This is a genomic window from Xanthomonas citri pv. mangiferaeindicae (assembly GCA_002240395.1).
Taxonomy (GTDB): Bacteria; Pseudomonadota; Gammaproteobacteria; order Xanthomonadales; family Xanthomonadaceae; genus Luteimonas; species Luteimonas citri_A.
The window spans coordinates 3,485,604-3,500,355 of record CP016836.1; the positions used below are offsets into that span (position 1 = coordinate 3,485,604).

General features: G+C 61.4%; 7 protein-coding genes and 2 pseudogenes. 3 read left to right on the forward strand and 6 right to left on the reverse strand.

The annotated features are described in order from the left end of the window. Positions 1–214 precede the first annotated feature (214 nt). Both BEN78_15170 and BEN78_15175 read left to right on the forward strand, forming a co-directional pair. Complete coding sequence (locus BEN78_15170; GenBank protein ASR45178.1) at positions 215–895, forward strand: hypothetical protein; 681 nt, start codon at positions 215–217, stop codon at positions 893–895. After that, positions 895–2,619 (forward strand): hypothetical protein, encoded by a 1,725-nt coding sequence (locus BEN78_15175; protein ID ASR44502.1) that lies wholly within the window; start codon positions 895–897, stop codon positions 2,617–2,619. The genes BEN78_15170 and BEN78_15175 overlap by 1 nt, the downstream gene beginning before the upstream one ends. 278 nt (positions 2,620–2,897) lie before the next feature. Here the strand turns inward: BEN78_15175 and BEN78_15180 are convergent, their stop codons facing one another. Together BEN78_15180 and BEN78_15185 are read right to left on the reverse strand one after the other, a co-directional pair. Further along, the gene (locus tag BEN78_15180) at positions 2,898–4,673 is read right to left on the reverse strand and encodes a hypothetical protein (protein ID ASR44503.1); all 1,776 of its coding nucleotides are present in this window, start codon (positions 4,671–4,673) and stop codon (positions 2,898–2,900) included. Positions 4,674–4,742: 69 nt separating this feature from the next. After that, positions 4,743–6,952 (reverse strand): annotated as a pseudogene (locus BEN78_15185) (TonB-dependent receptor). A gap of 489 nt (positions 6,953–7,441) precedes the next feature. On the opposite strand from BEN78_15185, the gene BEN78_15190 reads away from it, so the two are divergent. Beyond that, positions 7,442–7,708 carry a transcriptional regulator gene (locus tag BEN78_15190; protein ASR45179.1) on the forward strand — a complete coding sequence of 89 codons (267 nt, stop codon included), beginning with the start codon at positions 7,442–7,444 and terminating at the stop codon, positions 7,706–7,708. A gap of 195 nt (positions 7,709–7,903) precedes the next feature. On the opposite strand, the pseudogene BEN78_15195 reads toward BEN78_15190, so the two are convergent. The 4 genes and pseudogenes from BEN78_15195 to BEN78_15210 form a co-directional block, all read right to left on the reverse strand. Next, positions 7,904–9,618 (reverse strand): annotated as a pseudogene (locus BEN78_15195) (hypothetical protein). A gap of 13 nt (positions 9,619–9,631) precedes the next feature. Next, on the reverse strand, positions 9,632–10,399 hold the full coding sequence (locus BEN78_15200; GenBank protein ASR44504.1) for a restriction endonuclease: 768 nt from the start codon (positions 10,397–10,399) through the stop codon (positions 9,632–9,634). Then, a complete protein-coding gene (locus BEN78_15205; GenBank protein ASR44505.1) occupies positions 10,396–11,094 on the reverse strand; it encodes a DNA ligase in 699 nt (232 codons plus the stop codon). Before BEN78_15205 ends, BEN78_15200 begins: the two co-directional genes overlap by 4 nt. Further along, complete coding sequence (locus BEN78_15210) at positions 11,091–11,633, reverse strand: hypothetical protein (GenBank protein ASR44506.1); 543 nt, start codon at positions 11,631–11,633, stop codon at positions 11,091–11,093. The genes BEN78_15205 and BEN78_15210 overlap by 4 nt, the downstream gene beginning before the upstream one ends. Positions 11,634–14,752: the final 3,119 nt, after the last annotated feature.

The window sequence follows — 14,752 nt, forward strand, 5'->3', positions numbered from 1 at the left end:
GACATAACCGAAAGGAGACAGTGATGAAGACTCAAGAGAAGACCCACGCCACGTCGCCGAACGACGTCGTCGAACTCGGCGCCGCCAGCGTCGAGACCAAGGGCGAACTGATCGGCGTCGAGTTCATGGGGGACGACCCCGCACGTGGCATCTCCGAGCAGTGAGGCGGCAACGGGGCGCGCCACCCATGGCGCGCCCCTCGCCCGTGACCGCCATGCCATACCAGCTCCGCTCCGATCACTCGTTCTGTCGTGTCGACGGGCGCGTCGTCCTGCTCGATTTGACCGGTGATCGTTACTTCCGCCTGCAGCCTGAATTGGAGCGGGTCCTCGTCGCGCATCTTGTCGAAGGCGCGGACTGCACGGAAGACGAACTGGCGCACCTGGCAGCATTGGGCGTCCTCACTGAAGACGCGCAACAGACCCCGTTCTTCGACCGGGTCGCGCCGACGCCGCCACGGCGAAGCGCGCTGGAAGAGGCGCCCTTGTCGGCGGCAATACCGTTTGGCGCGCAACTGCGGACGCTGGTACTCGTCGCGAAGCTGAGCATCGCACTCAAGACCCGCGCCCTAATCAACATTCTTGCTTCGGTATCGAACGAGCGCGCCGCGAGAACGCCTGGTGCCGAGACTGCCCGGAGCATCGACGAAAGTGGGCTAATCGATGCAGCGGGGACATTTGCCCGCGCACGTCTCGCCGTCCCCATTGAGACCTGCTGCCTACTCGATTCGCTGAGCCTCCTGCGCTTTCTCTCTGGCCGCGGCCTGTTCGCGCGCCTCGTGATGGGCGTAACCGGCTCGCCGTTCTCCGCTCACTGCTGGGTACAGGCCGGTGATCTGGTCCTCAACGACAGCGTCGGGCATGCCATGGCGCACACACCAATTCGGGTGATCTGATGCGCTACCGATACCTCGGCTTGATCGGTGACCCAGCAGCGGCGGATGCGCTGACGCCAAAGCTCGCAGCGCTCGGCCTTCAGAAGCGTCTCAATGTGGGCGCGGCCGCGCTGTTCGTCTCAGACGACACGCCGGTTCTGCATGCCCCAGACGACGGTCTCCTGCTTGGGCGTCTGTTCGACGGTTCGGGGGCTCGTGTCGAAAACCTGAGGCGCCTCGCTACCGGCGTTGAGCAAGACGCCTTGCCCACGTGGCTGGCGCGTCGCTGCTGGGGCGAGTACCTGTTGGCACTGCGGGCAGCAGACGGAGGAGTGCGCCTCACACGCGACCCGGCGCCCGCCGGCGCCTTTCCCTGCATCTACGCGCAGCACCAGCAGGGCGCGATCTTTGCCTCTGACATTGCGCTCATGCGTGAGGTGCCTTTTCAGGCGGGACGTATCGACTGGGAGACGATCACCCGTTGCCTCGCCTACCCGCAGGCCAAGTTGGATCGCACGGGTATCGAGGGTGTGCGAGAGCTTCTTCCGGGCAGCACCCTGCATGTCGGCACTACCTGCCGGATCACGCAGACGTGGTCGCCCTGGACGTTTACAGAAGCGAACCAGCGGCACACCGATCCGCGCGAGGCGGCGGCGGATGTCCGCAGTGCAGTCACGCGTGCAGTGACGGCTGCCGCCAGCGATGCAGGCACTTTGCTCCTCGAACTTTCGGGCGGCCTCGACTCGTCCGTCGTCGGCATCTGTCTGAAGGGCCGATCGGATCGGGTGGTCTGTAGCACGCTACGCGCCCCCACACCAGGCGCAGACGAGCAGCACTACGCGGCCCAAATTGCCGATCGGCTCGGCGCACCGCTGCATATCGCCGAACTCCGGCTCGATGCGGCCCACCATCACTTTCCCCTGCCCGTGAGGACCCCGCTACCACGCGTGGGCGCACTGCAGCAGACCATCGATGCCACAGTTCAGGCGGTGGCAGAGCAGCTTGGTTCCGGTACTTTCCTGACGGGTGGCGGCGGCGATGCCGTATTCGCTTACCTCAAGTCGGCCGCGCCAGCAGCCGACGCCTTCCGCAGTCGAGGCGTGGCCTGCGGTACCGCTGCGGTTCGCGATCTCGCCACCCTGCACGGCTGCACGCGCTGGAAGGCAGGAAAACTCACCCTGGCCAAGCTCTTCAAGCGGCCGCGTGACTTGCTGGCGCCCGACACGCGCTTTCTCGCCAGCCAGGCCGTCCTGCCGCCACCTGCCCCCCATCCATGGCTCGACGGCGCGGACGACGCGTTGCCTGGCGACCGCGAACGCGTATTCGCCCTTACGGTAACGCAGATGTTCCGCGACAGCGCCCCACGCGCCAAGGTTCGCCATATGGAAATGCCTCTTCTCTCCCAGCCCGTGGTGGAAGCGTGTCTGCGTGTCCCAAGCTGGATGTGGGTTGCCGGTGGTCGCAATCGCGCCGTCGCGCGCGATGCCTTTGCCGACGTTCTGCCAGAGGACATCGTGCGACGGCGCAGCAAGGGCAGTTTCATGAGCTACATCGGGATGGTCTACGACCGCAACAGACGCGACATGCGCGCGTTCCTGTTGGACGGCAAGCTGCACGCCCAGGGGCTTCTCGACACGGTTGAGCTCCGGCGCGTCCTCGACGACGACCGCCCGTTACGGGACCGCGGGTTCATTCGACTGTTCGATCTTTGCACCGCGGAGAACTGGGCCCGGCAGCAGGGCTGAAGGCGCGACCCGGGCATCGCGCGGTCTCGCCACCGCCAGTGCCTCCCGCATGGCACGCCAGGACGCGTACTGCGCCGCCTTGTCCGGCCCCTCCTCCTCTTTCCCAAGCAGCCAAAAGCGAAACCAGTCCAGATTGCGCTCGTACACAGCAAGCTTGTGGCGGGGCTGGAACTTTTGGTGCGGCTCATGCGGAAAGACGTACATGTCTGCGCGCCCGGACCGGATCAGCGGAATCGCGTAATCCAGTACGTGCATGTACTCCTGCTCTGGCATCTGCATCAGGATCGGAATGCGGAACCGGTCGAGATTGAACAGCGGCGACATCTGTTGCCAGCGCGGATGGCTCGTATCCAGCCCCCAAGTTGCCAGTACATCTCAAGGCGTGATTCGAAAGCCTCGCCCTGCAGGCCCAGCAGCAGGCGCAACTGCGGCGAGATCATTGGTGAACTCACCGACGCGGCCGTCAGCACATCGGAATACATCGCCGTCCACAGGGTGGCTTCGGTGCCGAAACTCAACCCGCCCATGCCGACCTTGCCCCGATCTACCAGGCCCTGTGAAGCCAGATAGTCCACCGCGCTCTCCACCGCAGAACGCGCCAACTCGTAACGTTCCACCGCATCCATACGCACCCGCGCCCGGTTGATGCAGAGCGAGGCGATGCCGTTCGCGGCAAGAGCGGCAAATGGAATCTCGTCGCCGAGACCACCACGCACGTAGCCGAGGCACCAGTAGTAGCTGATTACCAGCGGCGCCGGAGCAGCACGCGCCTGCGCGGGTGGGTAGAACTGGCCTGTGAAGCGCACCCCATGCGCATCGGTCCACTGGACCATCCGTGCCGGTGTCGCCTGCGTATCCCATGTCAGCCGTGCGTTCGGGGCATGGAGCACCCGGCGCTCACCCGATGTCAGATCCACGCGCTCGAGCCGGGGCGGTTGGTTCGGCTCGGCGACGACACAGGCCAGGGCTGCTGTCGAGACCCCACACATGCTCGCGCGGTCGCGCCCGCCGCCGATCAAACCATCGGTCACGGCCACAGGCTGCACTGCACCAGTCGCGGTGTTCCATCGGAAGATCGACTGCGCGTAGCCAGTCTCCGGCTCGGTCACCGTGAACAGCACATCGTCGGTCTCTGGCCGCCACTGCACGGAAGTGATCGCCGCCCCCGTGCAGGCGGGCGCGCGGCAGACGATCCGGGCCGACGGCTTGGTGGCGTCAACGACCGAGAGCACCACGTCGGGCGACTCACGCAACCCGTCGCGACTGCCGACACGCGTGACCAGCACAGTCCGCGGACCACCCGGCTCTAACGCCCGCTTCCACGCGTTGCGCACATCCGCGGTGGCGAGCCGACTATCGGCATCCTCGGCGGGCTGCCCGTCTGTGGGCCGCTGCGCCCCTGTCGCCAGATCGACCGCATGCCAACGGTCCGGCGCATCCGAAAGCAGCGGATACCGGATGACCTCGTTGTCGCGCAGCCGCTGGGTGGCCGGCTGCTCACCCAGGTAGCCGGAACGGAACAAGCCTTGCCCCACTGCGATCGCGGCATCCAGGCGAATACCAGCGTCGTAGTCCTGCAAGTCTGCGTCGAGCACCTCATCGCGCGTCGCGCCCACCGCGTAATGGAGCGTGCGACCGTCCTGACTCAGATGGAAGGCCCGGACATCCGCCGGATCGCGCGTCGTCCGGCGCACCGCGGCCCCATCCACGGCAGCGCGCCACACCTCGACCTTGCCATCGATCAGGGCGCGATAGTGGAGCCACCGACTGTCGGGCGACCACACCACGTCCGGCGGCAGTGGCACGCCGGATGAGTTCCGCAGCGGCGTGCCGCCATCGGCCACCCGACGCGGCGGCGACGCATCGACGAGGCTCGCGACATACCAGGCCGTTTCGTATGTGTTCCGCTCCACGGAGGCCCGCTCCGTGCGATCGGCCACCCAGCGCCCGTCGGGTGACACCACCGGACCGGCCAGATCGGTGACCTCGACCAAGGCCCGCGGCGTCACCGCACCCGCGTTACCCACGCTCGCGGCCAGTGCGAGGAGGCCCATGTAAAGGTGACCGCGTGCCCTGCCCCGCTGCTTCATCGGTCCAGCGTTCCATTCATATCTCATGGCGACTCACCAGTGCCGGGTCACGGACACGCTGGCGAAGCGGCCGATCGGGGAGAAATTGGTGGCGTCGTAGGGCGGCACCTGGAACGGCGTGACCGTGGCGATGTCGTGCAGCGGCGGCGCGCGGTTGAAGAGGTTCTGCACATTGAGCGCGACCACCCAGCCCGGGCTTCGCCCACCCGCCCCCTCCCAGGCATAGCGAAAAGTCGCATCGACCGTTGTGTAGGAGGCCGTCCGCGTCTCGGCCACCACGTTCTTCAAACCCTGCTTGTGGTTGATGAACGTCGACGCCGTCACCGGGCCCGCGGCCCAAACGGCACCAAGGCGCCCCGAGAACGCAGGGGGTTGTGCAGGGTGCCGGCAAGATCGAAGTCCGCCGTGGAGAACCGCTGCACGCTATCGAGCCAACTCGCCGCACCGCGCAGCGTGAGCCGCCCGGACGCCAGGTCCCAGCGGTACGCACCGGAGACATCCAGCCCACGTATCCGCTGCGCCGCCGCATTGCGGAACTGGAAGAACACCACGGCCGCTACGTCGGCCGGCACGTAGGGGCGCCCCGCCTGGTTGGTGATCAGGCCGTCGCCGTCGCGGGCGATCAGCGCCGCCTGTGCTTCTGCCGAGGGCGCCCACTGTACGAACTCGGCATACGCCGGATTGCTCAGCGCCTGCGTGGGATCAGTGATCGGCTGCACCACGCGATCGGTGAAGTCGATATCGAACCAGGTCAACTCGGCGTCGAAGCCGGGCAACGTCCGCGGATGCAGCGCGACCGAGGCCGTCCAGGTGCGTGCCCGCTCCGGCTGCAGGTCCGGATTGCCGCCATCGAGATACATCACGGTGGCCGAGGGCGGTAACTCTGTGCCCCCGCTACTTGCCGCCGAGCGCAGCACCACCTGCTCGCTGCGCAGCAACTGGTACAGCGTAGGCGCCTTGAACGACCGTCCCCACGAGCCCTTCAGTGTGAGGTCCGCGCTGGGCGTATAAATCAGCCCGAGCTTGGGAGTCTGCACGCTGCCAAAGCTCGCGTAGTCCTCACCGCGCACGGCAGCCGAAAGCTCGAGCCGCCCTGCCCCATCCTGCCCCGGCCGACGCAGCGGCAGGTTCAACTCCGCGTACGCAAAGCGGCTGGAGTCTTCCCCGTCGATCGTCGCGACATCGGCGACACGGTTGTATTCCCGGAAATCGTTCTGTCGCTCTCCGGCACCCATCGCCACGCGGACATCACCTGCCGGCAGCGCAAACAGCGGCCCTTCCGCGCCCACCTCCACAACTCGGCTACCGGAACAGACGCACAGGTCCGTGACCGAGCGCGTACCCGTCGTCAGCCGCTCGGTGGTCTGGACCTGTTCGTGACGGGTACGGGCCCAGGCCGCGGAGGTGCTGACCGTCCAGTCGTTGGGCAGGAACCACGTCACGCTGGGCGAGGCCAGCCATGTGGTGGTCTTTGGCATGGCGCGGACGAACTGGTTGCCGACATCGTTGTAGACGCCATAGTCCTGGGTACGCGTGGTCCGGAGCGCATCCAGACCGACTTCCACCGACGCGCCCAACTGCTGATGCACTCTGAGCAGCCCGCTGCGCTGGTCGCTCTCGGGGTACAGCGTCCACGGGTCGCGCAGGTGCGCGGTATAGGCCCGCTGACGCGCGTAGATGGCATCGGTGGCGACATCCTTGAACGTGGCGATGAGCCCGCCGCTGTTCCAGGTGGTGCCGGCGGTGGCTGCGTACTCCCGCGTGGCCAGGCCGCCGGATGTCGCGCCGCCGTACCGCGCGCCCACCGCGAGCCCATCGAAGCTGCGCCGCAGCACCACGTTGGCCACACCGCCGACCGCATCGGAGCCGTAGATCGCAGAGGCCCCATCCGGGACGATATCGATACGCTCCACCGCCTCGACCGGAATTGCCGAGATGTCCACCCCTTGCGAGACGCCGCCGTACGCCATGCGGCGACCATTGAGCAGCGTCAGTGAGGCATCCTGGCCCAAGCCACGGAGGTTCAGCGACGATCCGCCGGTGACATTGGTGTTCTGCCCACCCGCCCCCGAGACCGTGAATGGCACGACGCCCGGATTCTGCCCGCCGGCGTAGTTCTGCGGCAGGCTGCGGGTCACCTCCCCTAAATCGGAAAAGCCCTCCTGCCGGATGGCCTCGATCCCGATGCTCACCACCGGCGACGGCGTCGTGCCGCCGCGGATGCGGGTGCCGGTGACTTGAATGGTGTCGAGTTGGGTGGCGTTGGCTTCAGTCTGCTTATCGTCCTTTTGCGGATCACGCTCGCGACTCTGCTGCGCGGCCACTGCCGGCGTGCAGAGGGCTGCCACGACTGTCGCGATTGCGACCGCGAGCACGCTTGGGCGCTGCTTCGCTCTCCATCGACGGTCGTTCCAGCTCACTCTATGTGTCGTAGAAGAAAGCCGGCGCGACACGTCCACTGCCCCACCGGCGCAGTCCCCCAGCTTCACCCGCACACCCGAACCATCCTCAAAGGCAAAGCTCCGCCCACTACCTACCGTGTCCCAAGGCATGTGACATCTTCCGTTGCTGGTCGGTGCGTCCGCGTACGCCGGCATTTCGGGGGCGCCGTCGCGACTGCGCTGCCTGGCTGGTGGTCACACCCAAGGACGCCCCGACCCGAGCATATCCGTTTTTCGGATATGTGAAAAGCAGATTTATGGTCTATGTGGCTACCAACGGAGGGACACCACATGGCCAAGAAATCGATCCATCGACCGGAGTACAAGATCCTGACCAAGCTCGTTCGCAAGATGCGAGACGAGGCCAAGCTCGATCAGGCGGACCTTGCGGTCCTGTTGGTGCGTCCGCAGTCCTACGTCAGCAACGTCGAACGGGGTCAGCGCCGGCTCGACCTTCTGGAGTTGCGGGACATCTGCATGCACTGCGGCCTGGATCTGGTCGAGTTCGTCAGGCGCTTTGAGGAGGCGGTTGCTGAGGCAAATCGCAAGCTCTCTTAGATCTAGGCGCCGCTAAGCAACACATAAGCCCAGCCTAGCTGGTGCCCGGCGCGCTAGCGTTCGAGCACCGGGTTGTAGCCGACGGGGTACGTCAGAAGTTCGTAGCTCTCGATGTTCAATGCGTGCGGGCGCCAACACTGCGTGATTACTTCAATAGGCGGCCATAAGACTACACAAACACAGCCATCCGCTGGCTCAATCTGCAGGCCCAACAAACGCATTGATCGCCGTTGCAATCCTCTTGCGTCGCTCAAGTAAGAAAGCCTTGTAGTTTTCCACCTCCAGCAGCGATGCCTCAACCGGGATGCACTGTGCTGCGAACGCTGGCTCGCCAAGCTGGTCCACCAGCGGGGCAGGTAAACCGCCGGAGCCTTATCGCTGATCGCGCGATTCGTCTTGCCGCCGATGAAGGCAAGATTGGCGATGTCATCCGCCTCGCGGGCAGTGAAGCTGGTCTTCAGTACGGCCTTGGGAAAGATGTGATGGAACTGCAAGCGATGCTGGACGCCCGAATGATCCAGAGCAATGGCCAGATGGCTGCGCCAATCTTTCGTACCGGCAGCGCGGAAAGCCAGGAACATGGTCTTGAACAGCGCGCTGCGCTGGTTGCGGCCTTCCAACTCCTCCGCGGTAATGTCCAGGCGGCCGAACTGCAGACGTAGTCGGTCGATCAGCTCGCTCACCGCTCCGCCCTGACGAATACTTGCCAAATCCTGATCCAGAATGGTTTCGCTGGAGCCTCGGGAGAAGCGGCCTTTGGCATTGGCCATCAGCGCCCAGTAGCGCAGTTGGCGGGCCTCATCGTTGCTCAGCGCATAGTTGCGGCTATGCCCGAAATACGCCAGCACTACCAGCAGGAAAGGCGACGACAACAGTGCCGGGCTATCGATGCCAAGATTGCTGCGCAGGAAGTTGAGCGCGAATTCCATGCCATCGCAGGCTTCTTTCCATGCCTTCTGCAGCTTCTCCACATTCAGGCTACCCACGATCTGGAAACGTGATTGACCGGTGGCAAACGCCATCAGATTCTTTAAGTGCAAACCGAGATCAAGGTCAAAGCCCGTCTTGGCGCATGCCTTCTGGAAATCCTGGAAAGTCTGCAGCGAGTGCCGCCACTTGGCGGTGATCTGAGCCAGAGCCAAGTCGGAACTGCGCAGCTTGGCGCCCAGTGAATTGACCCGGACGAAGATTTCCGTGACTTCATCGTAGGAAAGCGTGCGTTCCAGCACGTCCATCCGATAAACGTACTTGCGGATGCCACGTAACCGGGCCAGGCGCTGGCTGTACTTCTCGTACCGCGGATCGTCAAAACCACTGATACCGGCACGTTTGAGGAAAGGCGCATCGTTGTCGGTCTTGAACACTTCCGACACTTTCACCCAATGCGGCAACCGCTCCAGCTTCCTCGTGGCCACAACGAAAGTCATCTTGTTGAAGCGCTTGAGCAGTTCGTCCTCGGTCGAGTCCGTCTCATCGCCAATCAGTTCGCTATCGTCGTCGGCATCGTCCTCATCGTCGCCGTTCTCTTCCACTTCGGTCACGACCGCCAACTGGTCGGGATGCTCCAAGTTGAACAGCAAGTCGATAGGCCGACGACGGCCGCGCACCGATACTGGCTCGCCGCGAATAACGGCAGAGAGCGATGTCAGACGCTGCTGACCATCCAGCAGAAGCCGCGTGCTCTGGTAAGGATTCGTGCTCTGGCTGACCGCGAAATCCTGCAGCGGCACAGCTTCATCCGTTTCCCAAAGCAGGATTGCGCCCGATGGGTAGCCGCGATACAGCGAATCCAGCAGATCGCGCACTCGCGTGGAGCGCCACACATACTGGCGCTGCATCTCTGGCAAGCGCAGTTCGCCCCGCTCGATCATTGATACCAGTTCTTCAACGCTTGCTTCGGCCTTGGCCATGTTTTTCCTTCGATCAGGCACCGAGCAGGAAGCGCTCGCGGTGCCACTGTAAATAATGCCGGTGCTCGCTGGCCAGCCAGCGCAACGTCATTCCCGAATGAACGCCAAGCCCAGGTAGATCGCTTTGGGACAGGCGGGTGCTGGTCAGCAGATACCCGGCATCGTCGAAGCTGATCAGAAAGCGATCGAACAGCGCATCGAGATTGGCCACCAGCAGAAAGCCGTTGAAGGCATCCAACCGCTCGGCATCGTCGGCACATTCGGCCCAGGGTTTGGCATGGCTGGCACGCAGGGCTTCAGTCACCGCGACGCCAGTCACTGCGCAGGAACCGCCCCAGTAGGTCAGCAAGGCATCACGGTAACGCGCCTGCCCCACACGCTGACGAACCAGGCGTTCGACTTCCGTGCCCCGGGCTTCGGCAGACATCGTCTCGACAGCTTGCACCACGGCCACGTGGTAGTCGCGCACGGGCTGATTCGGCAAGGCCTGCGACAGGCTGGCCGTGCGACGCAAGAGAGCCGCCAAATCTGGCAGAGTCGGCACAAAAAACACGTCATCGGCTCCGACCCAAGGTTGGAAGCTGCGCAACAACTCCGGCAGCAGCGCGGGCGTGGCTGGTTGAAAGCGCACCTCGAAGCCTCCGACCAATGCTGTCACCGCCGCCTGGCTTCGATGACGAGCCGAAGCCAGTATGACCGCATCGCCAGCGGATGACAGCACGTGCTCGAAGCCGTTGTCGTGGCCGGCTTTTTCGATGATGGTGCGTTGCAGAGGATTCATGTCCGCGTCCAATCTACCCGGTTCCACTCGATGGCGCGCTTGCGCCAATGGGTGTCGATCGCTTGGGCGAAATCCGGGCGCACCAACTTGGCACGCGCCTCGCACCAGTCAACTGATTCGCGCCGTACCACCACACCTTCCAGCGGCAGCTCGGCGCGATAGTGACTAGCTGTATCCATAACCAATTGCTTCAGCGCCGCCAGGGTGGTGCGGCCACTCGATATCCGCGGCACAGTGAACAATTCGACTTCTGAGGCCAGCGCGTTGCGCCGGGAGGTGCTCCAAAAACGCCTCTTTCTGCGGTCATAGACATCGAACAACAGAAACCAGTCGGGCAACGTGTCGTAATCCAGTGAATGGCGTGCGGCGCACCATTCGCCGAACAGCATCAACTCAGGACGCAGCACGGCAAGCAAGCTGGATTTTTGCTGCGCCAGCCAGGCGGGTAAACGCGCAAACTGACCAACATAGGGCTCGCCCAGATACTGGCCGCGATTCTGAGCAAGCACGGTGCCGTCGGGTGATAGAGACAGGCCGAGGTTCGCACCGTCGAGCTTCTCCTCCACGACCACATCGCCGGACAACAGCACCTGCGCTTCTGCGGGCGACAACACCTTGTCATCGCGTGGCATGCCGTCTTTGGCCAGCCACGCGAGGTGCGGAGTGGTAGGGAAGCGGAAGAAGTCGGTCGTCATAGGCACCTAACCCTGTCCTGATACCACGCAGCAGGCAGCAAGGGCAGAAAGAAAATTCCGAATTCCTCCAATTGCGTTCTTGCGATATGCCAGTCAGTTTCCGCACCGTAGACGATAGAAGGTGATTCTTCGAACATAATCATCGCGGCCAATGCACAAGCAACCCACTTGCGATCCTCACGGTCGGTGACGATAGCTTCGTGTTCAGCTGCCAACACGGCGATATGTTCCCCGTTGCCTTCGAACGTGTCGATTGGCACATCATCGACCTGCATCCGATCACGCTTGCTCTGCAACACCTGCAGCCCGTATTCCTGTTCCTGCCAGTTGTACGGCATGTTGCGCTCGTACTCCGCCAGCACCAACCCGGCGTCATCCAGCACCATATGGTCGTCCGACTGATCGAACTGCACCAGCCACTCGTAGACCGACTCACGCAGTTCAATCTCGCGCGGCATGGCGCGTGTAGCGACGTTGGACAGCTCGGAGATCGCACTGGCGGCGAGCATCACGTTGGTATCAATTAGGAACATCGCCATCTTTTGCTCTCAACTCTTTCGCTCGTTTGATGGCTAGCGCCGTTTGCTCGCGAGTCTCCCCCAAGGTGTCTCCAAAAAAATGCTTGGGCCAGTTTTTTACCCGCCCAAGATCATCAACTTCCAAAGACAGAAGGTTGGCATTTTTGCCATCACGTTCAACGAAATACATGGCGGCGTCAGCAACGGACACTTCTTCGCGGGCAATCAAGGTCTGCATGCGGCGGAACAAATGTTCTGAATGCGTCTCGACGATGAACTGAACGTTGCGCTCCTTGCTAACCTTAGCCAGCAATTCAGCCAGCTTGCTCTGTGCCAGAGGGTGTAGATGGCTTTCCGGCTCTTCGACGATCACGATATGGCCGGGCTGTGCGAACAGGGCGGCCACAATGACAGGAAGCACCTGCGACACTCCAACTCCAACGTCTTTGAGGTTACTGGCCTGGCCATCGGCTTCCACCAGCAACTCATGACGCGCTGAATTGCCAAGGGCTCGGATGGAAAGACCGTGCGCCAGATTCATCTCCTTCAGCCAATGAACCGTCTGCTCAAAGAGATAGGCTTCCGTTGGCAAGGCTTGACTACGCCTATTGGCCTGCTGGCACGCTACACCGCTGGCAATCAACGCATCCACGGCTTTGGCGCCGTCGTCACCGATATGGGCAGGCGTACGCCCCGCCCATACATAGTCACGCTGGGCCAAGCGGCGCACGGGGCCAAGGTAGATGATGCGGCCCAACTCGTTCAGCAGCGCCGGACCAACCGGCCGAATCACCTCACCCTGCACACCCAGCTTGTTGAGCGTAGAGGCTGAAAATGCAAACGAACGCTGCGGACGAAAATCCGCGCTTTGCCCCAAAGGTTTGATTTGATTGCCCAGCGTGAGGCGATAAATCCCGGGCTTGCGACGTTCCACACTGAAGCCTTGACCGTCTTTACCCAAGCGCAGGAACTCCAATTCAGCACTACCGGACTGACCTTTGCGGTAGCGTGCCGAGAAAATCGCCGATTCAGCAGCATTTCCCGTTTCGCTCCAGCGAAACTCGATACCTACTTGATTGGACGCCGTGCTTTCTGTTGCTGCACCATGGCGACACAGCACGTCCTTGAACTGGCCGAGTGTGACGGAGTCGCTGGTATCGGGGTTACCTAGATTGAGATCCAGATTCGGATCATCGCCCTTGACGGTCTGACGGATGAGCAGCAGGCTTTGGATCAGACTGGACTTACCCGATGAATTGGCACCCAGCAGCAGAGTGATAGGGGCGAGTCGCACAGGCCCCGTTGTGCGCCAGATCTTGAAGTTCTCCAGTTTGAGATGAGTAAGCATGTTCTGTCCCGCAGATTACATGTAGTAGCCATAGCGAATTTGTGGTCGATCATGTTCATCCAAATACTTCATGATCTCCCCCACCTTTCTGGCGCAACTAAGCGTGATGGGGTACTTTCCATCAAGCTGGGTGTTGTTCCAGTTCATTTTTGTTAGTCCGAGGATTTCCCTAGCCAGAAAGGCGGGGCTTTGCTCCGAGCGGATCACGCGCAACTCAAGTGGCTGAGGAATGTACATCCCAGGATAGGTCTTGTAGTACCAGATTGAGCCTCGGGTATAGAGCAACTGCCGCTGGTCATCAAGGACTAGGGATGTACCTCGATAAGGAGGATATGCTCCAGTCCTAAAGAGTCGAAGTCGAGAATCCATCACCGTCACAAAATCAACTGTATCGATACGCAAATCCGAGGCCGCACTCATGAGACCTGAAATCTCCAGGTCAGAGAAATTTGATGTCTTGTGAACAACGACCCTGCCAGGGTACGTTCGCATCGCATTGCGATACTCCTCAAGCGCAGCCTTGAACAAGGTATATGCCTGCTCCTCCGATAGCTTTGGGACTCTATCTCCTTTGTCGAGATGCACAGGCGTGCCCCGCAAAATCAATCCATTACCCAATTCATCGAAAACCTGAGCCAAGCTGGTGTTAAGCGTCTTCTTGTCTCTGCTTCGGTAGAATGCGATACCCAAGGCACAAGAAAGTGTGTTGCCTTCAGCCTTTTCAAGGCGCCATGGGTTAGTCGCGCCAGCCTTGTAATACAGCGCGGTCGCGAGATTCCAAGCCTTGGTTGCGTCATCCTGCTGACCCTTTGCGCCGGATGCCAGTGAATCTGCACGCACCAATTGAAGCGGCTTGCCCAAGTGCATGGCCTTCGCCTTCAAGGCCCGCCGGAAATTAAACTCTGATTGAACCTCGATACTCTCTTCCAGCTTTTCGTCGCCTTCTATCGCCGAATCTTTGCTGACTGCATCGTAAACAGATTTGGAAAGCACGCAAACGATCACATCGACAGGCCTGTTCTGTGCGAGGAACTTGATCTCCTCATAGTACAGGTCGAGGACTGCTTCTATACGCTTCGTTCTATTATTTATTTTCGTAATTTTCTCGATATCCAATTGTCTCAATGGGCGACCTAAATCTTGGTTGAACGCAAGTTCCGCATGAAACCCAACCCGCTCATTGAATCCACAGAAGTCTGGAAAAAGATTGCCCTTGTGTTCATCCACATCAGCCGATATAGGAGACTTCATTCGCTCGATCAGACTCGAAAAATCTTCGAGGTCTTTGCTAGTGCCGATGGCTCCCATTAGGATTCGAGTTCTCCGGGTGAGAGAGCCTTTGTCATACACCCCATAGGCTGCAATCCCGCGCCTAGGACAAACATGTGAGCCCTCAAAAAACTCAAGCCTTGGCTCGTTGACATGCACCAGTTTCATGAACCGAACATCCTTCTCGGCTGCGCCGAATCTTCTTCATTGATCGTAGGCAGCGCTTTCCAGCCAGACTCCTCCAGAGAGGGGCACCGTTCAGCATGAGTGGAGGCCCAAATGAGAGGAAGGAGTCCGTTGTCCCTTTATCTGAGAAAAGATCCTCGTCGTCAATTGAGGACAGCCAAGCAGATATAAATCGAAAATGATTCAGCACCTGCTGGTTATTTTCCTGGCGCTTGATCCAGCTGAGGTTGTCGTGACTGAAACCAGACTGCTCGAAATTGGCCCCATAGCTAAAGAACCAACTGGGGGTTATGGCCATGAACCAATGACCATCCAGACGCAAAAAATCTACAGCGAA